The organism is Sporomusa sphaeroides DSM 2875, from assembly GCF_001941975.2.
GTDB lineage: Bacteria > Bacillota > Negativicutes > Sporomusales > Sporomusaceae > Sporomusa > Sporomusa sphaeroides.
Genome location: NZ_CP146991.1, coordinates 302,534 through 323,413, shown reverse-complemented (window position 1 = coordinate 323,413; position 20,880 = coordinate 302,534). Strand labels below are relative to the sequence as shown.

Below are 20,880 nucleotides of genomic sequence, written 5' to 3'. Positions count from 1 at the left end.
GAGGGACGCTGAAAGATTTAGTATACGGTTGATAAAAAGTTCGCAGTGTATTCCGGTTAGCAAAAAAATCGTTTGACTTCGCTGCGTTTACTGATGTCCAGCCGGTCAAACAGCCTGGATACCACTTTTTTTATATAGGAAGGCGAGTAGTTCAGCAGCCGGCTGATTTCGTCATTGGTATATCCCTGCGCCACCAGCGCGGCAACGGTAAACTCAGTTTTTGTCAGCAATTGTTTCATGGCAAGCATTTTATCGGCCTGCAAACCGCCGCTGCCCAGGTGCTGTTCCTTAAAGAGCTCCAGCTGCCGGCGTTTTTCGGCATTGTCCAGGTGCAGAGCGATACGCGCCAGCAATACTTCCTTCACCACAGGCTTCCTGATGTAGTCGACGGCGCCCAGTTGCAGGCCATAAGCCTCGCTGCCGGCATCGGTAAGGCCGGTCAGATACACGACCGGCACTTCCCGTCCGGCGTTTAAAGCCCGCAGCTTCAGCAAGGTCGCAAAACCATCCATGTCCGGCATATCGATATCCAGCAGAATCAGATCCGGGCTGCCGCCCTTTTCCAGAAAGCGCACAGCCTGGGGTCCCGATTTGGCAAGACTCACTTCGTAATACTCCTTTAACAGTTCCTCCATGACCTTCAGCAGTATAATGTCGTCGTCCACCACGAAGAGCTTACCTTTCTGGTGCATAGCTTGCAGCCTCCCTCTCTCTTGCCTGACAAAATTGCTCAAATAGCATCTCCGCGTCCTCGAAGCTAAGATTTTCCACAGCAGTGAGCGCCTGCTTAAGCAACCTCCTGCAATCCGGATCCTGCTCCAGCGTGAGCAGCAGCGTCAGCGCCTGCCGGCTTTCCGTAAAATGATAGTCGGCAATGCCGGTCTGCGCCAGGACAGTCAGTGCTGCAAAATTCATAGAAGGCAGCAGGAATGAGGGCGACTCACCGGCAGCCACAGCTTTGGTCTGCGCCAGAAACTCAGCAAGTCCCTGGCGGGTCGCGGTCAGTTCATGACAAAACAGCGGCAATGCGGTTCGTACATATCCGGCTTCTCCGGCAGAGCATTTTTGTTCAAGCCGCCGGGCCAGAGCAAAAAGTTCCCCGGCACCAATGAGGCGGGCCAGAGTTTTAAGCGAATGGTACAAATGGGAAAGCGCCGTAAGATCATGCTGCGCGGCAAGCCGGGTCAGCAGTTCTGTAGTCTGCCGGGTATGGTCGAGAAATATCCCGGCAACGGTTATGTACTGGGACAAGCTCTGACTGAGAAACTGGAGCCCGTTTTCCAGCGAGATATCATATTTCCCCAACTGCTGCCGGAATTGCGCCGCCGCATCCGGGCAGGCATTCCCCACGCTTACGGTGGTACGCGTCACCAGTTCTTCCGGCAAATAGGACAGCAGGCTCTGTTCCAGCCGGGTCCAGGAAACGGGTTTGGAGAGATAGTCGGCAAACCCTGCGGTTAAGAGTTTCTGGCGCGTCCCGGCGGTAACATCGGCCGTCAGGGCAATGACAGGAGTGTGACAGTTCATTTGCCGCAGCCTGTGCAGGGTTTCGATACCATCCAGCTCCGGCATCATATAATCCAGCACAATAACATGGTAAGAGCTTTGGCCGGCCTGTTCAAGGCATTGCCGGCCGCTCAGCACGGTGTCGATTTGCAGCAAAGTCCGGGCCAGCAGGGATTTTATCACACCCAAATTCCCTTCATTGTCATCCACAACCAGGATTCGTCCCTGCGGGGCGAAAAAGCTCTGTTCGGCCAGCGGCGCGACCGACCGGTGAGTGCAGTCAGCCAGCCCGTCGGCATAACGCTGGGGAATTTCGGCCGTAAAGGTGCTGCCGCTGCCATATTCGCTTTGCACCAGCAGCCGGCCGCCCATCAGGTTTACCAGATTCCTGACAATGGCGAGCCCCAGCCCGGCACCTTCAATTTTGAGATTCCGGACGGCTTCGCTGCGGGTAAAGGCTTCAAAGACGGAGTCAAGACTTTCCGGCCGGATGCCTATTCCCGTGTCAGACACCGCCACGGAAAGCAGCATGCCGGCCCCGCCGGGCATTTCCCTGGCAGTAAGGGCAAGCCTGACTGAACCGGCTTCAGTATATTTTACGGCATTGCTCAAAAGATTGGTGGCAATCTGACGAATATGCAGGGTATCCCCCCAAAACATAGCCGGCAGCCCCGAAACCTCAGCGGAAAAGGACAGCCCTTTCTTTGCCGATTGTTCCCGGCCAAATTGAATCAGGCGCTGCACCAGATCATCTGTATAGTAAGCCTCCTCCAAGAGTTCCATTTTGCCGGACTCGATTTTGGAAACATCCAGAATATCGTTAATGAGCGACAGGAGCATTTGGCCGGCATCCTGCGAGCGGGCGATATAACCGGCAACCGCCGGAGAAGGTTGTTCCCGCAAAATCATCTCGTTCATGCCCAGCATGATATTGATAGGCGTACGGATCTCGTGGCTCATGCTGGCCAGAAACATATTTTTTGCCTGATTGGCCCGGATAGCCTCCTCCCGGGCCTGCTCCAGCTGCCGCTGCTGGCTGTTATACATGCGGAAGTTCAGGTGCATGGTAATACCCAAAACAATACTGACAGCCAGAAAACATACAATAACATCGGCCAGAATCTTTTCCTCAGTTTCAAACCAGCTAACCTGCTCAGGCACGTAATATCCATAAAGGCACAGCCCGGTATAAAACAACAGTTCCAAAACACTGACGACCAGCATTTGCCGGCCTTCCAGCATAAATACGGTAAATACCGTGGCAAAAATGAAGAACGAAGGAAGACCGCCCCGGTAGCCGCCGCCGGAAAAAAACAAAAAAGCAAAGCCGATAAAAAAAATGAAGACAATGGTGATCAGGTAACACCGCTGGTACTGCCCGCTGGTGTAGGAATAGTAAAGCAGTCCAAAGGAAAGTACGGCAATAAACAAGTTAAGTATGACCATGGGGAAACCGCCGACAACCAGCAGTGAAAATCCGGCCTGCAGCAGGCTGTTGACAGTACCGGCCATGGCCAGCAGATTAAACAGACGGACACGAAACTCCAACTCGGGCCGGAAAAACTGCTTTACTATATTTTGCAGCCAAAGTTTCATACAGGACCTCCAAATGTCACGGCCAAATGCTGACAGTTAAAAGCAAAGCACCAGCTTGACTTACCTGCATATATATTCCCGCTAATCCATTAAATTCCTTTACAGATCATGGAACCGCGGAAACACAGAAAAAAGAGAACGGCAGAGAAGAACCAGGCGTACACCTGGTAAACTGCTGCGAATAAAGAGTTGACTTATTTGATAAATTTGTTTTCTTCTAATTCCCGGAAGGCAAGCTGCAACTCTTCCCGGGTATTCATAACGATTGGGCCGCCCCAGGCAATGGACTCCCGCAGCGGCTCCCCGGCCATCAGGAAAAACCGAATTCCCTGATCAGCGGCTTTTACGAGGAAGGTCCCTGTTTCATCAAATAATACGGCATGCTTTGCCGGGATTACCTGCTCGCTGCCAAAGGTTCCGGCTCCCTGAAAAATATAAATAAACAAAGTCGTATTGCCCGCAATCTCCAGTGACCACTCAGTCCCGGCACACACTGCTACGTCCAGCAGCAGTGGCTTGCGATAGTCCCCGGCCATAGCCCCGGCTTTACCGCCGTACACGCCGGCAAGAATATGGATCCGCCGTTCTCCCTCATCAACTACCGGGATATCCTCTTTGCGTATTCCATTATATTTAGGGGACACCATTTTGTCTTTTGCCGGTAGATTGAGCCAGAGCTGGAGTCCAAACATCCGCTCACTGGGTTTTGGCATTTCCTGATGGAGTATTCCGGAGCCGGCAGTCATCCACTGACATTCTCCTGCTAAAATCCTGCCTGTATTTCCCAGGCTGTCGCCGTGCTCAATATCACCCTGAATGAGATAGGTAATCGTCTCAATCCCGCGGTGCGGATGCCAGGGAAACCCTTTGACATAGTCCTCGGGGTCCACCGAATCAAAAGCATCCAGCATGAGAAAAGGATCAAAATCCTGCGTGTCGTCGCGGCCAATTACCCGCACCAGCTTGACGCCGGCTCCGTCCACCGTATGTTTTCCAGTAACAATTTTACGGATAGTCCTCAGCTTGTTCATCGTCAACCTCCTTATCATTTAAAAGCAATAATCGTCTTTACCTGCAATTCTGCCTGTTCCGGTATTCCTCTTCGCATTTGGGGCAGGAGGCCGTTTCAAATACAAAACAGCTTGTAAATAATTAACTTCTATAAAAACTTTTTTTCTCCTCCAAAGTATGACTGTGGAAGCTATGGGAAGCGGCACCCTATGCACCAAGACAAACTCGGGTGGTGTTGAAGCTGCAAGACTGCAAAAACAGAAAGAAAACAGACAGGGCTGTCGCAATAAGACAGCCCCGTCTGTTTAATACCTGGCAAATAGCTGTACGCCGTAGATTGTTCCATCCGAAGCAGTATATAAGCCCAGTCCGACATGTGTATATTGGGAGTTTAAAATATTGGTGCGATGCCCCGGACTGTTCATCCAGGCCGCCTGCATTGCGGCAATGCTGCTATTGTAGGCTATATTCTCTGCTGCTGACCGGTAAGTAATACCGTCTTCTTTCATTCGGTCAAAGGGAGACTGCCCCTTGCGGTTGGTATGGCTGAAATACTTGTTCTGCGCCATGTCTTTGGCATGTTTTCGCGCTACCTGTGACAACTTGGCATCAGCACTCAGGCGCGGCAGGCCCTGTTTTTCCCTGTCCCGGTTTAAGAGGTCAATGCCTAAGCGTTCATCGCCGGTAATAGCGGCAGGAGCTGCCTGCCATACCAGCCTGACAGTGCCATCGGTGCCAATATTGACCCGTGAAAAAAACTCCTTTCGCCGTTTATCGCCTGGCGGGCACTGTTCGCCGTCATAATATTTGAACTTACTTTTTATTACCATCCGCTCCATTGCGCCCTCACCGCTGCCGCTCCAGGCCGAACTGTAGATATAGGCATGCTTTACCTTTGTCGAATCAAGGAAAGTAAAATTTTTGACCGTCTTTGGCCCTACGTTGTACCAACCGATGCATACCCATTTGTTCAGCTTGTCGTCATGCTTTAAGATCGCAAAAGATTTGGTTGCGTTATACTTATTGTCAATAGTAACCTTGAAGGCCTCTGCCGTAAGCGGAATGGCAGCCAAAAGCAACGCGGCCAGCAGTAAGGCAGCCACCCTTTTATACAACGCAGGTACATCTTTATCCATGCTCTATCCTCCCACCCTTCTCACATTCTCTCAATGTAAGCGGAGCAATTGCCCGCCTGAACGGAGGGAATGCCGGCCTGGCTTCATGTCGCCACTGTATCACGGCTCAATTACCAGCGTATGGTACAGCATTTTGTACAGCAGGATAATGCCGTCACTGATACCCGGCATTTTGACGCAAATTACCTGGAAATGCCTGCCGTAAATATTGGCATAGTACAGTTCGCCGCCGCGTATCGCCTGGCCGTCAATTGTCCCGGTAAAGGGGCGGCGGTAAAACTCGTAGCCGTTCATTCTGATTGTATCGGTTTGATAAGCCCACTCAATTTGACTGTTGCTAAACGGTTCCTGAAGCAGCACCTTGGCTTCCAGGGCTTCGCGAACTGCAGAGTTATCCAAGTCCTGCACCTCCCTGCCCAGCTGATTTACCAGCACAAACCATTTCCTGGCGGTGACCTTAACGCCGTCAGCGGTATCCTTGGCGGCTGCTCCTACCGGCAGGAGCAGGGAAAAGCCCTGCGGTGACTTATAGGGAGTCGCATCCGGGAACGGGAATTCCGACAAATCCTCGTATTCGTTCCTCATAGCCTCTTCTGTCAGCAGCTTCTGCTCCCGCACCAGCTGGCGCTTACCCTGTTCATCCAGACGGTATTCTCTGGCTATCAGCCGATCTTCGTCCGGGTCATAGCTGCGCTCAATGATTTGCACCGGCCAAAGCCTGCCGTCTTTCCACACATAGGTTGCTTCCTCACTGTCGGCGGCACTGATATGGGTAAAGGAATACACTGTCTTTACATCAGGGTTAAATGCCGGTGAAGCAAGCCGGCTCAATTCCTCCTGCAAAACAAAATTCCCGCTTTTTGGGTCCCACAGCCAGCAGCTGTAATAGGCGTTGGCACTGCCCTGTGACGACGCAATTTTTAAATCCAGATAGCCGTCAAAGTTCATATCCTCGGCAACCACCCGCTCACTGTCCGCAAGCTCCGGCAATATTGCGGCATTATACGGGATTTCCTGCAAGAGCGACTGTGTCTTGCCTTCCTGATAAACGGCAATCCTGTCTGCACTGATAACAATACTCACCGTAGGCGCGCCTTTACCGATGGCAACAGGCGGAAAAGCTCCTTCCTCAGAGGCCTGCACAGGCGGCAGGTTTACACCAAACGGCCATACCAGTGTTAACATTAGTATCATGACCAACCTTCGCATAAGAGCCACTCCTTTTTGGGGAAAACTGAAAATATTTTACTGCTCCATTTTCCCTGTTTTCTACTACTATATACCGGAAAAGGCTCAGGCACTAGACTCGAAAAGTTACCTTTTTTGTCTGACAGAAAAAGACTGCTGTATTGCTTTTCCGTGCAACACAGCAGTCTAACTTTCCTTATAGTAATATTAAGTCCGTTTAATGAGCATGGGTTTTTTCTCAAACTTATGAATGGCGTCAACAAACCGTACCGTACCGGTGGAAGCACGCATCACCAGCGAATGCGTACGCGCCCCGCCGCCAAAATAACGCACCCCGTTAAGCAGGTCGCCCTGGGTAATGGCTGTTGCCGCAAAAATGACTTCATCGCCCTTAACCAGGTCGTCAAGGGTAAACACTTTATTGATATCCGTGATGCCCATTTCTTTGGCCCGTACAATATCGTTATCACTTTCCGCCCACAATTTTGCCTGCATATCGCCGCCCAGACATTTAATGGCAGCAGCCGCCAGCACACCTTCCGGCGCCCCGCCGATACCCAGCAGCATATGGATGCCGGTTCCCTCAATTGCAGCGTTAACGGCCGGCGATACATCCCCATCGGTAATCAGCTTAATCCTGGCCCCGGCATCACGCGCTTCCTGAATGATGGCGGCATGGCGCGGGCGGTCAAGAATGACGACAGTCACATCTTCGATCTTACGCGAAAGGGCCGTAGCAACTGCTGCCAGATTGTCCTTAACCGGCGCATTAATATCAATTTTCCCTCTGGCCAGCGGCCCGACAGCAATCTTGTCCATATACATATCAGGCGCGTGCAGGAGACAGCCACGCGGCGCTATGGCCAAAACAGCAATAGCTCCCGGCAGGCCTTTGGCTACCAAAGTGGTGCCTTCCAGCGGATCAACGGCAATATCCACTTCCCGTCCGCCATGTCCTACCTCTTCACCAATAAATAGCATCGGCGCTTCGTCCATTTCACCTTCGCCAATAACCACGCGACCGCTGATGCTTACTGTGTCAAACGCAGCCCGCATAGCATCTACGGCAGCCTGGTCGGCGGCAATTTTATCACCCCGCCCCATCCAGCGGCCGCAGGCAACAGCTGCCGCTTCGGTAACCCGTACAAACTCCAATGCTAATTCACGTTCCATAATACTACATCTCCTTATTTCTTTGCTTGTTCCCAGTCTTCCAGGAAACGCTTAATCCCGGCATCGGTCAACGGGTGGTTTAAGAGCGCCACTAACACCTTGGCGGGTATTGTCGCGATATGCGCCCCGGCCAGCGCGGCTTGCGTGACATGCAGGGGATGCCGGATGCTGGCAGCAATAATTTCGGTCTCAATGTCATGAATGGCAAAAATATCTGCTGTATCCTTTATCAGGGCAATGCCGTCCTGGCTAATATCGTCAAGGCGCCCAACGAACGGGCTGACAAAAGCGGCCCCTGCCCGGGCGGCCAAAAGTGCCTGATTGGCCGAAAAAACCAGGGTAACATTGGTTTTTATCCCCTCGGCTGCCAAAGCACTTACTGTTTTCAAACCATCTACCGTTACCGGAACCTTAATGACCACATTATCACCAAGCTTGGCCAAATCACGCGCTTCCGGCAGCATTTCTGCAAATACTGTGCTGATTACCTCAGCACTTACCGGACCTGGGGTAAGTGAGGCAATTTCTTGAATTACCGCTTTAATGTCCTGTTTTTCTTTGGCAATCAGTGACGGATTGGTAGTTACACCTGCTACAACACCCATGGGCAAAATTTCTTTGATTTCAGCAAGATTCGCTGTATCCAGGAAAAATTTCACAGGTACCTCACTCGCCTTTCCCTCAATATTCTTTATCTGCAACCTGTTAAAGCTGGTTGCAAACGTCGTGTACTTGCAACTCCATTATTTTATCCAACAAATTAAGACTCCCGTCTCTACAGGCGGCGTCAGTTCAGGTGGAGTAGACTCTCTACCTGAGCCCCCGATGTTTCAGCTGTGCTGAAACGAGTTCACTTACGGCTGGTTCGCCGGAGTGGAGCCAGCTCAATAATTTTTAGCGCCGATATGGCTGCCAAATCTTGTTCGTCCTTGGCCGAAATCCGCAATCTTCCCTCACATTGGCCACAGGATATTTCAACGGCATCAACCAGCACATCCACATCAACATCGGTATTGCCACAAGAGCAGTATACCCCTCCCTGCTCGGCAATATCATGAATTCTATTTAAAATCTCCAGTAAAATCTGCGAATTTTCTATCCCTTGTTCCGATTGGCCGTCCAGCTCGCAGGCCAGGCTGGCTACCTCTTGTTTATGTCTGGCAATGGTCGCGGCAATGGCTTCAGGACTGCCGGCAAAACCTAGTTCAAGATTAGCCTGGGCACAATATATTTTGCTTGCTTGCGGCTGCCTGAACAGCTTACTGTCAAGAAAAATCAAGTGGTTGGTTTCGCATACTACACAAGGAATATCTAACAGATACTGACGGCGGCCCGCGCTGGCAATAGACCCTTGTATTTGGCCGCAGCTGCAGACAAGCTGGTACTCAGCATTATTGATAGCAAACCGGGAGACATTATGCAATTCAATTTTGCCGCACCGCGAACAATACAGCGCTAATGTAGAAACAGCGCTAATGACCAATGGATATCCCCCCTTGCTTCATCTATTTCGCCGCCAGTATTAAAAATCCTGCCTGCCATTACCAAGTTGCCGTATCGGTAAGTAACGCACAGTCTAAGTGTCCATTAATCAATAAGGAACCCGGGACAAACCGTCCCGGGCCTTTCTGGATCTTAACCTATGAGCAGACGACGCTCGGTAGTAAAACTGCTGCTGTCAATATTGGCCTCTATGATTTGGCATAGAGACATAATATCAAATGGTTTGGTAATGTAGTCCCGCATGCCCGCTTCCCGGGCTTCATTAACCATATCCAGCTCGCCGTAAGCTGTCATCATAATCACCTGGTCACCCTGCCCCTGGCGCTTAAGCTCTTTCAGCGCCTCGATTCCATCCATACCCGGCATTTTCATATCCATCAAAATAACCGCCGGCTTGACATCGATGGCAACTTGTATCCCCTCATAGCCGTTGGCGGCTGTAAGTACGTTATACCCTTCATCCTGGAGAACCTCAGTAAGCAATCTCCGGATTCCAGGTTGGTCGTCAATCACCAGGATTGTCGCTTGGGAATTGCTCATGTCCTGCACCTTGCTTTCTCCGTAGTATTCGAGAATAACTCCTTTACCTTTTCCTTATATAACCATATTCGCAATTAATTGAAAATTTCCTGCTGATTTCTGGAAGAAAATAGAAATTTAATTAACTTTTTCTATTTGCCGTAAATAATTTTAAATATAACCAAGATTATGCTAAAATTTGTAATAGCAAATAGTTACATCGAGGTATACATTATGGCAGCAAAAATTTCCTTGCGCAATATTTTCAAATTACTGTACAACCATAAGGCGGCTCTATTGTTCACCGCCATACTGGCAGCCTATTTAGCCCCTTTTGTCCTTTTGCGGCAAAATGCTCATTTTACCATTAATGACAATCTTGACTGGATTACCGCTTGGATTGTACTGGCCAAAAGCGGTAAAGTTTTTGACCTGACAGGAACCGTTAATCAAATGCTGGGAGAACTGCCCCGCAGTTGTCTGCCAAGCGGATTTAATGTAATAACCTGGCTGTATATGATTCTGCCCCCCTTTCGCGCTTACCTGATTAATCTTTTACTGGTACATAGCATTGCTTTTTTCGGCATGTATCTGCTGCTGAAACAGTATGTCATCACCGACAAACAGCAGGCTTGGCTGGCCTGGGCAGGCGCCGCAGCATTTGCCACCATCCCCTTTTATACCGTCTATGGCCTGTCGATCGCCGGACAGCCCTTACTATTCTATGCCATGCTAAATGCCTTTTATGCTAAAAAAATGGCAGTTAATGTAATAATCATTACTATCTTTGCCCTGTACTCGTCATTGCCGCTTGCCGGTGTGTTTATTTTGGCAGTCCTTGGCCTGGCGGCTGTTTATGATTATTGGCGCCACCGGATAAAACGCCCGCATTTTTGGGGAGCCATTGCGCTGTTGGCCTGCTCCTATGTCGTAACAGAAATTTGGCTGATTTATAATGCTTTTTTCAGTGAAGGTTTCCTTTCCAGCCGGGAGGAAATTAACCGGATTCTCTTAGGCCAGGCCCGTAATTGGGACGGCGTGCAGGCCCTTATTGTCGAAAATCTGGTCAATGGTCAATATCACGCCGTCAGCCTGCACAAATATATTCTGCTGCTGGCTGTGCCGCTGGCTCTTGTCAGCGGCTGGCGGCAACCGCGCGAATGTAAGCGGCTGTTGTTGCTATTGGCGCTGGCGTTCTCCCTGTCTGTCTTTTATGGGTTGCGGTACTCCGAGTGGTTTATGTCAGCCGTGTCCGGCATCAGCTTTCTTAATACGTTTCAAATCCAGCGTTTCCATTGGCTGCACCCTTTCTTATGGTATACTATTTTTGCCTTATGCCTATCAATCATTGCCAACATCCGCTATATCGGCAGACTGGCTGCCACCCTGCTGATCATCTTGCAGCTGGGGTATTTGTTTGGCAATCATATTGAATACCATTTGGCTCTAAAAAAACAAACAGACGTCTCGGTGCTGGAGAACGCCTGGCTGTACGAAAATATAAGTTATGGCGAGTTTTTTGCCGACAGCCTGTTTAAGCAGGTTGACGACTATATCGGCCGGCCAAAATCAGAGTATCGGATAGCCAGCATCGGCATCTATCCTGCCATTACCCAGTATAACGGCTTCTATACTCTTGACGGTCGTCTTAACATTTACCCGCTGGAATATAAGCATGCCTTCCGCCGGATCATGGCCCAGGAGCTGGCTAAGAACCCGTTTTGGCAACGGTATTTTGACTATTGGGGGATAACCTGTTATATCTTCCCGGCCGAGCTTGAATACTATCAGGTACGCAGAGCCTATAACCTCAAGCTCAACCAGTTGGAACTTGACACCCAGGCTTTCAAAAACTTAGGCGGCGAATATATTTTATCCGCCGCCGAAATAACAAATTATCAGGAAAATGGCCTTGAATTTTTACAACAGTTTAATGACGGTTGGTCAATCTGGGAAGTTTACCTGTACCGGGTACGCTAGGTACACTAAGCAAGCTAGCCCAGCAACGGCAGGTGCATTAAGCTGGAACCGACAAAAATCACCCCGGCCACAACCGCACCGATAATCGCCAGCATGGGCGCCAATAACACCAGTACCGCCCGTGTGCCTGACAAGCCATGGGCGCCGCGAATGGCAGCGACATTCAGCATCAGGGTCCAAAGAACCACCAGCAGGCCAATACTGCCGAACGCCATGCCACGCAGGCCGCTCGGCAGCAGGGCGGCAATCACCCACAGCGGCGTCACCGCCACCCGTGGCAAATGGGAAAATCCCAGCGCAGCAAACAAGCCTACCGCCGTTCCCCGGCCACCTGCCAATTCGGCGACAAAGTTAAGTACTGCGGCGCTCAGCACCCAGCAAAACAAACTGCCGAAAAAATGCAAGACAAACATAATACCTAAAGCCGGCGCGCCTGGCGTGACAGTTATCCCGGCATAGACCGCCCACACCGGAACAAGCATGCCAATGCCAAACATGGCCAGTGCTTGCCCGGTTAATTTTTTTTCGGCAATATATTGCATTGCCACCGTGGGTTTGAACAGCACATCATAAACGGTTTCAAGAAAACTGCTCATTATTCGCCGCCCCCCTTAATAGCCCTGGGGTGTGGCCGCACGATCGGCCGTGGAGAGCATTTCCGTAAAATAGGTAAGCAAAAGCTGCCCGGAGTTAATGGTGCTCTGTGCCCCCAGCAGCATTTCCAGCGCATTCATTTTGCCATATTCAACAATTTCCGGCTTGCCGGCAATCCCCACCATAGCTGCCGTTCCATCGATGGCATCATACATATTGCCCAGTTCGTCGACAAGACCCAGTTCTTTGGCCTGCCGCCCGGTATAGATACGCCCGTCAGCCAATTGGCGCACCCTGTCCGGCTCCAGCCCGCGGCCTTCGGCAATCACCTCAACAAACTGATTGTACATATCGTCGACCATGACTTGAATAATGGCCCGTTCCTCAGCGGTGAGCGGCCGGTCGGGTGATAAGATATCTTTATGCGGGCCGCTCTTAATTTTTTCCTGCCTGACGCCAATTTTTTGGTAGAGTTCTTCCCAATTGGAATAAGGCATGTATACACCAAGACTGCCGGTAATGGTAGCGGGGTTGGCATATATTTTGTCCGTACAGGCGGCCAGCCAGTAACCGCCCGATGCCGCCATGTCACCCATCGAGGTAACCACCGGTTTGCCGGCAGCACGCAGTTTTTTGAGTTCCTCTCCCACTTCCTGCGAAGCCGGCACAGTGCCGCCAGGGCTGTTGATCCTAAGCACTACGGCTTTCACCGCAGCATCATCGCGGGCTGAATGCAGCTGCCGGATGAGAGCATCTGTGCCGCCGCTTTCCGTAAACAGACCGACCTGCCCCCGACCGCCGGCAATCATGCCATCAACATAGATTATGGCAATTTTATCCGCAGCAGTCAGCTTGCTATCCTTGACCTTGGGCGCAATAAACAGCGAGACTACCATCGACAGGCCAATAATAAAAGCCAAAAAGAGGACAACCGAGCGTTTGAACATACGTTTACCTCCTTTAAACGAAAACTGTTGGAAATCTTCCAACAGTTTCTACACATTATTCGACGACTAAGCTTCAGCTGGGGGTAAACCCCGTCTGAAGCAAGTCTTCCTTTATAGTTTACCCTGTTTATACTGCAGCGATGCCTTAACAAAATCTCTAAACAGCGGATGCGGATTTGTCGGGCGGGATTTGAATTCCGGGTGAAACTGCGTGCCGACAAACCACGGATGATCTTTTACTTCAACAATCTCAACAAGGCGTCCGTTGGGTAAAGTACCGGCAATAACCAGTCCGGCTGCTGCCAATTGTTCACGGTAGGCATTGTTAAATTCAAAACGGTGGCGGTGACGCTCATAAACAATTTCATCTTGATAGGCCTGATAAGTCAGAGTGCCTTCCGTAACTTTGCAGGGGTACACCCCCAGGCGCATGGTACCGCCCTTGTCCTCGACGGCTGCCTGCTCGGCCATAAGGTCAATAACCGGGTACGGAGTATCGGCATTAAATTCGGTGCTATGCGCCTCTTTCAGGCCGCAAACATTACGGGCATACTCAATAACAGCCGACTGCATGCCCAGGCACAGACCCAAAAAGGGTATTTTATTCTCACGGGCATAACGAATGGCTTTTATTTTGCCTTCGATACCACGGTCGCCAAAGCCGCCTGGCACCAAAATACCTTCAACATCACCCAGGTAGGCGGCAAGATCGGTTTCATCGGCTTCAATGTCTTCGGCATGAACCCATTTGATTTCAATGGCGGTATTGCTGCTGATGCCGCCGTGGCGCAGGGCTTCCGATACGCTCATATACGCATCCTGCAGGGCGACATATTTACCAACAATAGCAATACGCACACTTTCTGAAGGGTTCATGATCTTGTCCACCATGTGCCGCCACTCAGCCATGTCGGCGCCGTTATCCACAAGATTGAGTTTTTCCATGGCAATACGGTCCAGCCCCTCATTTTCCAGCATGAGCGGGACTTGATAAATACTGGCGGCATTTTTGTTCTGGATGACGGCATCGCCGTCAATATCGCAGAACAGCGCCAGTTTTTCTTTCATTTCCGGCGAAATTTCATGCTCGGTACGGCACACAATAACATCAGGATGGATACCGATACTTCTCAGTTCTTTTACACTATGCTGGGTAGGCTTGGTTTTAAGCTCACCGGCAGCCGAAATATACGGTACCAGCGTAACATGAATATAGAGTACACCGCCCCGGCCTACTTCCTTCTTGACCTGACGGATGGCCTCTAAAAACGGCAGGCTTTCAATATCGCCGACAGTGCCGCCAATTTCGGTAATAACAATATCGGCATTGTCTTCTTTGCCTACCCGGTAGATGCGTTCTTTAATCTCATTGGTAATATGGGGGATTACCTGCACCGTGCTTCCCAGGTAATCGCCTTTGCGTTCCTTATTAATGACAGACCAATAAATTTTTCCTGCGGTAACATTAGAGCTTTTGCTCAGATTAATATCAATAAACCGTTCATAATGACCCAGGTCAAGGTCGGTCTCGCCACCGTCCTCGGTGACAAATACCTCGCCATGCTGATAAGGGCTCATGGTACCGGGGTCAAAGTTGATGTATGGATCAAACTTTTGGATGGTTACTTTAAGACCGCGGCTTTTTAACAGACGCCCCAGCGACGCTGCCGTAATGCCCTTGCCTAGCGAAGATACCACACCGCCGGTAACAAAAATATATTTAGTCATAAAACTATCCTCCTACAAACTATCCCATGGTGGTTATCGAAAAACTATGATCCAGCTCACAGTATGATTGCTAAACTAATTATGCCAACCATTTGCAGCTTTTATCCGATGAGCGGACTGGTCTATCTTATTTATAGTCTTCGCCCTCAAGCTCGTCTTCATCTTCCTCAAGCTCGTCTTCGTCTTCCAGCAAAGCGGCAGGCTCAGTATGAGCAGCGCCATCCTCGGGTTCAAAATCCTGCTGAATGGCTGCCAGCAGCTTTTCCCGCCTTACACCAATATCATTTGTCCTGGCAGTCGCCGATTCCTCAACTTCCCGCAGGCTGATGCGCTGCGGTGACCATTCGTTGAGACCCCACATACTCTTACCGGTGTGAACAAACCGGCTGTCAAGATTAATCCGGGTGTGTATATCGGCAATCACATAGGCCGGTGGCCGGGTGGCTCCGCCCTTGGCAGCCACAACCCGGTCAATTAACTCACGGTAATGTAACGGATGGCCTGTTGTCTTTAGAATCTGATAAGCTAAAACGATTTCGTCAACACTTTTTGATGTATTATTTTCCATAATATTAACCTCCGCACTTAAACAATCCGCGTTTTATATTCAACGTGCAGAAGTAAATTCCTCCCGGCTGTCCAAAAACATTGCGTATACAGCCTTATCACATTTTTTCCGGAGCATCCACTCCCAGGATATTGAGCGCTTGCCGAATGGTTGACCGCACGGCTGTTACCAAAGCCAGGCGGGCAGCCTGCAGTGCAGGGTCGACACCGATAATACGGCACTGATTATAAAACGTATGGAACAAACCGGCCAATTCATGCGCATACCGGGCAATGCGGTGCGGTGCACGCTCGCGGGCGGCAGCTGTCACTTCTGCGGGAAATTGCGCCATTTTTTTGATGAGGTCAATCTCGGCCTGTTCTGTCAACAGTTCCAGTTTAACCTGGCTGAAGTCGCCCGGCACAGACAGGCCGGCTTCAAGCACCTGGCGGAAAATACTGGCAATCCGGGCATGGGCATACTGGATATAATAAACCGGATTTTCGTTAGACTTCGATTTAGCCAAATCAAGATCAAAATCAAGCTGGCTGTCAATGGACCGCATAATAAAGAAAAATCTCGCAGCATCCCGGCCCACTTCTTCGATAAGTTCGCCTAAGGTTACACCCTGGCCTGTCCTCTTGGACATTTTGACCAGTTCACCATTTTGATACAGGCTGACCATTTGCAAAATAAGTACTTCCAGATGGTCAGGATTATATTCCATAGCGGCAATGGCCGCCTTCACCCGGCTAATATAGCCGTGATGATCGGCCCCCCAAATATTGATTACCCGGTTAAAGCCACGGGCAAATTTGTCACGGTGGTAGGCAATATCGGCAGCCAGATAGGTCGGTACACCATTGTCGCGGATAACCACCCGGTCTTTGTCGTCACCATAAACCGTTGATTTAAGCCATAAAGCTCCATCCTTTTCGTAGATACTGCCATTATTCTTCAGCTGCTCACAGGTGGCAGCCACCGAGCCGCTGTTGTGCAAAGTGCGTTCACTGAACCACACATCAAAGGTGACACCGAATTGTTCCAGATCTTCTTTGAGAGCGGCCAGCTTTTCGACAAGGGCGACTTCTTTAAATTCAGCCAGGCGGTCGGCCTCGGACATAGTGAGATATCTATCGCCATGGCGGTCGATAATGCGCCGGGCGGTATCGATAATATCCCGTCCATGATAGCCGTCTTCCGGGAACTGAACCGTTTGACCCAGCAGCTCCAGATATCTGGCATTAACAGAAGCCGCCAGGTTATCAATCTGGTTACCGGCATCATTGATGTAAAACTCGGCTTCTACCTGATAACCGGCTGCCTTAAGCAGATTAACCAGCGCACTGCCGAACGCCGCCCCCCGGCCATGACCCACATGCAAGGGGCCGGTGGGATTGGCACTGACAAATTCTACCTGAATCCGCTCGGCCTGTCCGGCATCGGTTTGGCCGAAGCTGTCTCCGACAGCCAGGATGGCAGCCAGCTCCTGGTAAATCACATCCGACTTTAAGTAAAAGTTAATAAATCCCGGCCCGGCAATTACAGCCTTATCCAGCCACGGCTCATTCAGCCGGTCAACAATGGCCTGGGCAATGCTCCGTGGATTGCTCCTGGCCGCTTTGGCCGATTGCATGGCAAAATTGGTGGCATAATCACCAAATTCTTTTTGCGGCGGCACTTCCAAGGAAATTTCGGGCAGCTCACCGGCAGTAAACACACCATCGGCCATCGCCCTCGCAGCCGCTTGTCCAATTGCGGCAATCAGTTGTTCTTTAATGTCCATTCTTTCTATCCCCCTGTACAGTGACATGCAAAGTATTAGCGCTTTGCCACTGTCCGCTGATTTCAAGCTCGTACTCAATATGCACTCCGGTCACACAGCCGCCGTCATTGGCTCGGGCTACTGTCAGCCGGGTTGTCCGAACAGTTATATTCATGGTTCCGAAAGGTGTCGTATAGCTGGAGGATGAGCGTTCACCGGTGCGGAATTCCTGGCGCTGTTCTACAGAGCCCTGCCGTACCAGGATAACATGATCGCTGTATATTTTTAACAGCGTCGTGGCACCCTCCATCCCGCTGATCTCGGTTTCCTGATAAGTAATGTAGTCAACACCGTTTTTCGCATACCTTTTCCCATGGGTAAACAATTCAATTGTATTCTCTTCCCCTTGCGCGTCCCGCTGTGAACCGATCACAGTAAGCAGCACCTGGTCAACAGCAGTATTACCACATAACGGCTTAATCAGACTCAACCCTTTCATAGAACCTTAACTTTATTATTATAGCGTAGTCGAAAGCGATTGCCAATATTCGTTGCGGAAAAGACGAAAAAATTTTAGACTTGTCAGCTATGGGGAAACTAACAAGTCTAATGGCTTTATTTAAAGGATTCTACCAGCTTATTCGTTGAAGCTTGCACATTTTCAACCATATGGATAATTTCCTGCATAGCCCGGGCCTGTTCGGCCGAAACAGCCGCCGACTGGTTGATGCCCTGGATGACGGCCGAGATGGAGGTTTGAATTTCGCCCAGAATCGTGTTGATGTTTTCTGTGGCCTCAGCACTGGATTGGGCTAATTTCTGCATTTCCTGAGCTACTACCGCAAAGCCCCGCCCGTGAGTTCCGGCACGGGCAGCTTCGATGGAGGCATTCAGGCTTAAAAGTTTGGTTTGCGTGGCAATACTGCGGCTCATGTCAATAATTTTGTTGGTCTCTTTGACCTTGGTTACCGCTTCATCAGAAATTTTGGCTACTTTCTCGGTTGTGGCCGCCATTTCTTCCGCGGAGGCCGACATTTCCTCAATAGCAGCCGCCGCCTGCTGAACATTTTCCGACACGGTGCCGGCTACCAGCCGTACCTGGCCGGCATCTTCCATGGCCTTTAGCCTGGCACTAAACAAAGCGGTTACTACCTTGGCAATAGGCTGGGTATATTCCAGTTTACCGGCAATCCCGAAAGTTCCTAAACGTACACCGTCAACGGCTACCGGATAGTTCTGCCCCTCTTTAAGGTTAGGGTTTTTCGCAACATCCTCCGGTCCGACAAATACGGCGTCCACCTCGCCGCGCAAAATTCTTTGCGCACCGCTATGGGTGATTCCCAGTCTGGTTCCGGCCGAATCCCCGATAATCACGGCATTACTGTCACAGACAATGGTGTGATAACCTGTCTGATTATACACAAACCTGGTTAGTTCGTCTGCCAGCTCTTTGGTAATTTTATAATCTGCCAATTGCGTTCTCCCTCCATTATCAACAAATAATGCTGCCTGTAGTATTCAACGCAACTGCCTATTCCCCCTGCCGCTACGCACTGGAAAATAAATCGCGCCGCCTGTCCGTGCGTACCAGACAAGCGGCGCCGTCCCCGGGAGGTAGCCGCCATACTACCTCGCGTAATTAATGTATGCAGAATAAAAAATTAAATTCATCGTTCTTTGGCAATTCTCATAAAGTTTTTTTTAAAAACGTTATCCTCACTGCCATAATTTTTTTACCTCAGCTCCAGGATAGTAGTGCCTGATAATGTCTTGTGCCTGTTTACCTTCCTTCGCAAAGGTATAAGCCCCCCATTGGCATAAACCGACGCCGTTGCCCCAGCCCAAACCGGTAAAGACGAAATTGCCGCCTTCGTAATTCATCCCGGTAACCAGGGTGGATTTAAGCCGGTCATAGCCGACAGCCCGGCGAAAATCAGAGCCGTACATCTTTTTGTCACCGGCGCCAATGTAGAGAATGCGGCCTGAAGGTCCCTTTTCCAGAATGCGGATATCTGCCGGATTGCCGCGATAGCCAATGGCAGACGCCACTTGGGAAGCCGGAATTTTTACTGTCCAGGATTGTATGTTTTTAGGAGCATATTTGAAGCAATTATCGGCAACAGGTTGAAAATAAGGTGTATCATGGGGAATTTCTTTCGGAAAGCTTTCTTCTCTGGTGGCACTGATCTGTCCATTGCAAGAGCTGTAAATGGCATTGACCAGACCGCCGGCATATAGCAGCACCTCGCCGCGTGTCCGCGCTACGGCCTGCCGTACACTGTCATTAACTTTGTGCGGCGCAAAGGCTTGCAACTCTTCTTTGGAAGTGCTGACATCAGCATTGTGCAGCCTTTTTATGGTACCTGCCTCCATAGCGCTGATGGTCAGTGTCCGCGAGGCAATAGCCTGGGCGGCCAAGGCTTCCATCGGCCAATCGGGCTGCATCTCCTGGGCAATAACCCCTTCGATATACTTTTCCAGTTTCATGGTCTCAATTGTGCCTTTTTCCGCAATATATACCCGGACTGTCGGTTCTTTGGGGTATTTAGAGGCCTCAAAGGGCGGCACACCGGGTATAGGTTTTGGTGCAGCCGGCGCCTTTTCGGCAGGTGCCGGCGGAGTTGGTGCCGGTGCGGGTTTTTGGGCGGGAGGCTTGAGTAGTGTATACGCTCCCGCGACAAATAGTAATAAAACTCCTGCGACTAATGCGGTATTAATTTTTTTGTTTTTCATGCGCTCCCACCTCATTGTTAGTATGTCAGAATAACCACAGCTTATACGTCAGTCAGGCAATGCCAATACATCGACCGTTAGCCGGGAAGCTTCCGTCCCGACAAAGGCGCGGATAATAATTGGCCGGCGGGTAGTGTTGACAAAGCGGAAATCCTTGTCGGTGTAGGTTGTGGCATCCTTACCCGGCGGTACATAATTGACCAGCTGGGAATGCGGGTGCCGTTCAGTGACCTTAAGCTTTGCGGCTAAAACAGCATTATACAGAGTGGAGGATACCTGGCACATGCCGCCGCCCAGGCTCTGCTCCTTCCGGCCGTTGTCAGCAAATACCGTAGCCGGTTGAAATCCCCGTTCGGCAGTAGGCTCCCCGGTTGCCGCATTGAAGGAAAACTCCTCGCCGGCTGCAATGATTTGATTATTAATTAATTTGCCTGTCAGACGAAGATTGACCAAACGGCCGGCACTTTTGTCCAGAACCGGGGTGGTATAAGTACCCAGCTGCTGACTGTTGGCCAGCACCGCTGCCGTGATATCAGGCAAAAACGGCTGATACACCGGCGTAACCTTGCTGCCGGCCGGTGCGGCCAGCAAGGCCTGTAAGGTATCGGCCACATTAAGCCGCTGCCCCGGACGCTCGGGAAAAATTTCGCCACTGACTGCATCAAACCCGGCGTTGACCGCAGGCACATCTTTAGCTTTAGCCAGGGTGGTGAGTACCTTGCCGGCGGCTTCAGCCGACATGCCGCCCACCTGCTGCCCTTCTATCGTCACCTGATCGGCTACCAAAGGGGCCTGTGGCTTAGGCGCCGGGGCATTCAACCCGCAACCGGCGTTAACTGCCAGGCTGCCGGCCAGCAATAGCCAAAGCATAATTTTTTTTTTAATCAGAATTCACCTCCTGCCGGTAATGTGAATACCTTGGAGTAGCATATTTTGCTGATAAGGAGGAAATGG

The 20,880-nt window shown here is 50.6% G+C and carries 19 protein-coding genes; 1 reads left to right on the top strand and 18 read right to left on the bottom strand.

The annotated features are described in order from the left end of the window. Positions 1-56 precede the first annotated feature (56 nt). The 9 genes from SPSPH_RS01365 to SPSPH_RS01325 all read right to left on the bottom strand — a co-directional run bounded on the left by SPSPH_RS01365 (position 57) and on the right by SPSPH_RS01325 (position 9,653). On the bottom strand, positions 57-692 hold the full coding sequence (locus SPSPH_RS01365; protein WP_075752506.1) for a response regulator transcription factor: 636 nt from the start codon (positions 690-692) through the stop codon (positions 57-59). Continuing rightward, complete coding sequence (locus SPSPH_RS01360) at positions 676-3,102, bottom strand: ATP-binding protein (protein WP_075752504.1); 2,427 nt, start codon at positions 3,100-3,102, stop codon at positions 676-678. The genes SPSPH_RS01365 and SPSPH_RS01360 overlap by 17 nt, the downstream gene beginning before the upstream one ends. Positions 3,103-3,296: 194 nt before the next feature. Next, on the bottom strand, positions 3,297-4,133 hold the full coding sequence (locus SPSPH_RS01355) for a pirin family protein (RefSeq protein ID WP_075752502.1): 837 nt from the start codon (positions 4,131-4,133) through the stop codon (positions 3,297-3,299). Positions 4,134-4,418: 285 nt separating this feature from the next. Then, a complete protein-coding gene (locus SPSPH_RS01350; protein ID WP_075752500.1) occupies positions 4,419-5,249 on the bottom strand; it encodes a CAP domain-containing protein in 831 nt (276 codons plus the stop codon). 99 nt (positions 5,250-5,348) lie between these two features. Then, positions 5,349-6,458 carry an XAC2610-related protein gene (locus SPSPH_RS01345; RefSeq protein ID WP_143558945.1) on the bottom strand — a complete coding sequence of 370 codons (1,110 nt, stop codon included), beginning with the start codon at positions 6,456-6,458 and terminating at the stop codon, positions 5,349-5,351. A gap of 186 nt (positions 6,459-6,644) precedes the next feature. Next, positions 6,645-7,610 carry a class II fructose-bisphosphatase gene (glpX, locus tag SPSPH_RS01340; protein ID WP_075752496.1) on the bottom strand — a complete coding sequence of 322 codons (966 nt, stop codon included), beginning with the start codon at positions 7,608-7,610 and terminating at the stop codon, positions 6,645-6,647. Positions 7,611-7,624: 14 nt separating this feature from the next. Further along, positions 7,625-8,269 carry a fructose-6-phosphate aldolase gene (gene fsa, locus SPSPH_RS01335; RefSeq protein ID WP_075752494.1) on the bottom strand — a complete coding sequence of 215 codons (645 nt, stop codon included), beginning with the start codon at positions 8,267-8,269 and terminating at the stop codon, positions 7,625-7,627. Between the two features lie 191 nt (positions 8,270-8,460). Continuing rightward, positions 8,461-9,093, bottom strand: a complete 633-nt coding sequence (locus tag SPSPH_RS01330) for a hypothetical protein (RefSeq protein ID WP_075752492.1) — start codon at positions 9,091-9,093, stop codon at positions 8,461-8,463. A 152-nt stretch (positions 9,094-9,245) separates the two neighbouring features. Beyond that, positions 9,246-9,653, bottom strand: a complete 408-nt coding sequence (locus tag SPSPH_RS01325; protein ID WP_075755890.1) for a response regulator — start codon at positions 9,651-9,653, stop codon at positions 9,246-9,248. A gap of 213 nt (positions 9,654-9,866) precedes the next feature. Here SPSPH_RS01325 and SPSPH_RS01320 point away from each other — a divergent pair, with 213 nt between their 5' ends. After that, positions 9,867-11,612, top strand: a complete 1,746-nt coding sequence (locus tag SPSPH_RS01320; RefSeq protein WP_075752490.1) for a DUF6044 family protein — start codon at positions 9,867-9,869, stop codon at positions 11,610-11,612. A 14-nt stretch (positions 11,613-11,626) separates the two neighbouring features. Here SPSPH_RS01320 and SPSPH_RS01315 read toward each other — a convergent pair whose 3' ends face one another. The 9 genes from SPSPH_RS01315 to SPSPH_RS01275 all read right to left on the bottom strand — a co-directional run bounded on the left by SPSPH_RS01315 (position 11,627) and on the right by SPSPH_RS01275 (position 20,796). Continuing rightward, positions 11,627-12,208, bottom strand: a complete 582-nt coding sequence (locus tag SPSPH_RS01315) for a Yip1 family protein (RefSeq protein WP_083945345.1) — start codon at positions 12,206-12,208, stop codon at positions 11,627-11,629. A 15-nt stretch (positions 12,209-12,223) separates the two neighbouring features. After that, the gene (gene sppA, locus SPSPH_RS01310; protein WP_075752486.1) at positions 12,224-13,153 is read right to left on the bottom strand and encodes a signal peptide peptidase SppA; all 930 of its coding nucleotides are present in this window, start codon (positions 13,151-13,153) and stop codon (positions 12,224-12,226) included. A 111-nt stretch (positions 13,154-13,264) separates the two neighbouring features. After that, positions 13,265-14,881 carry a CTP synthase gene (locus SPSPH_RS01305; protein WP_075752484.1) on the bottom strand — a complete coding sequence of 539 codons (1,617 nt, stop codon included), beginning with the start codon at positions 14,879-14,881 and terminating at the stop codon, positions 13,265-13,267. Positions 14,882-15,008: 127 nt separating this feature from the next. After that, on the bottom strand, positions 15,009-15,449 hold the full coding sequence (gene rpoE, locus SPSPH_RS01300; RefSeq protein ID WP_075752482.1) for a DNA-directed RNA polymerase subunit delta: 441 nt from the start codon (positions 15,447-15,449) through the stop codon (positions 15,009-15,011). A gap of 97 nt (positions 15,450-15,546) precedes the next feature. Then, positions 15,547-17,214, bottom strand: a complete 1,668-nt coding sequence (argS, locus tag SPSPH_RS01295; protein WP_075752480.1) for an arginine--tRNA ligase — start codon at positions 17,212-17,214, stop codon at positions 15,547-15,549. Beyond that, positions 17,204-17,692 carry a DUF1934 domain-containing protein gene (locus SPSPH_RS01290; protein ID WP_075752478.1) on the bottom strand — a complete coding sequence of 163 codons (489 nt, stop codon included), beginning with the start codon at positions 17,690-17,692 and terminating at the stop codon, positions 17,204-17,206. The genes argS and SPSPH_RS01290 overlap by 11 nt, the downstream gene beginning before the upstream one ends. Positions 17,693-17,808: 116 nt before the next feature. After that, entirely contained in the window at positions 17,809-18,666 is an 858-nt protein-coding gene (locus tag SPSPH_RS01285; RefSeq protein ID WP_075752475.1) for a methyl-accepting chemotaxis protein, read from the bottom strand. A gap of 243 nt (positions 18,667-18,909) precedes the next feature. After that, positions 18,910-19,926, bottom strand: a complete 1,017-nt coding sequence (locus tag SPSPH_RS01280; protein ID WP_075752473.1) for a SpoIID/LytB domain-containing protein — start codon at positions 19,924-19,926, stop codon at positions 18,910-18,912. A gap of 48 nt (positions 19,927-19,974) precedes the next feature. Then, on the bottom strand, positions 19,975-20,796 hold the full coding sequence (locus tag SPSPH_RS01275; RefSeq protein WP_075752471.1) for a VanW family protein: 822 nt from the start codon (positions 20,794-20,796) through the stop codon (positions 19,975-19,977). Positions 20,797-20,880: the final 84 nt, after the last annotated feature.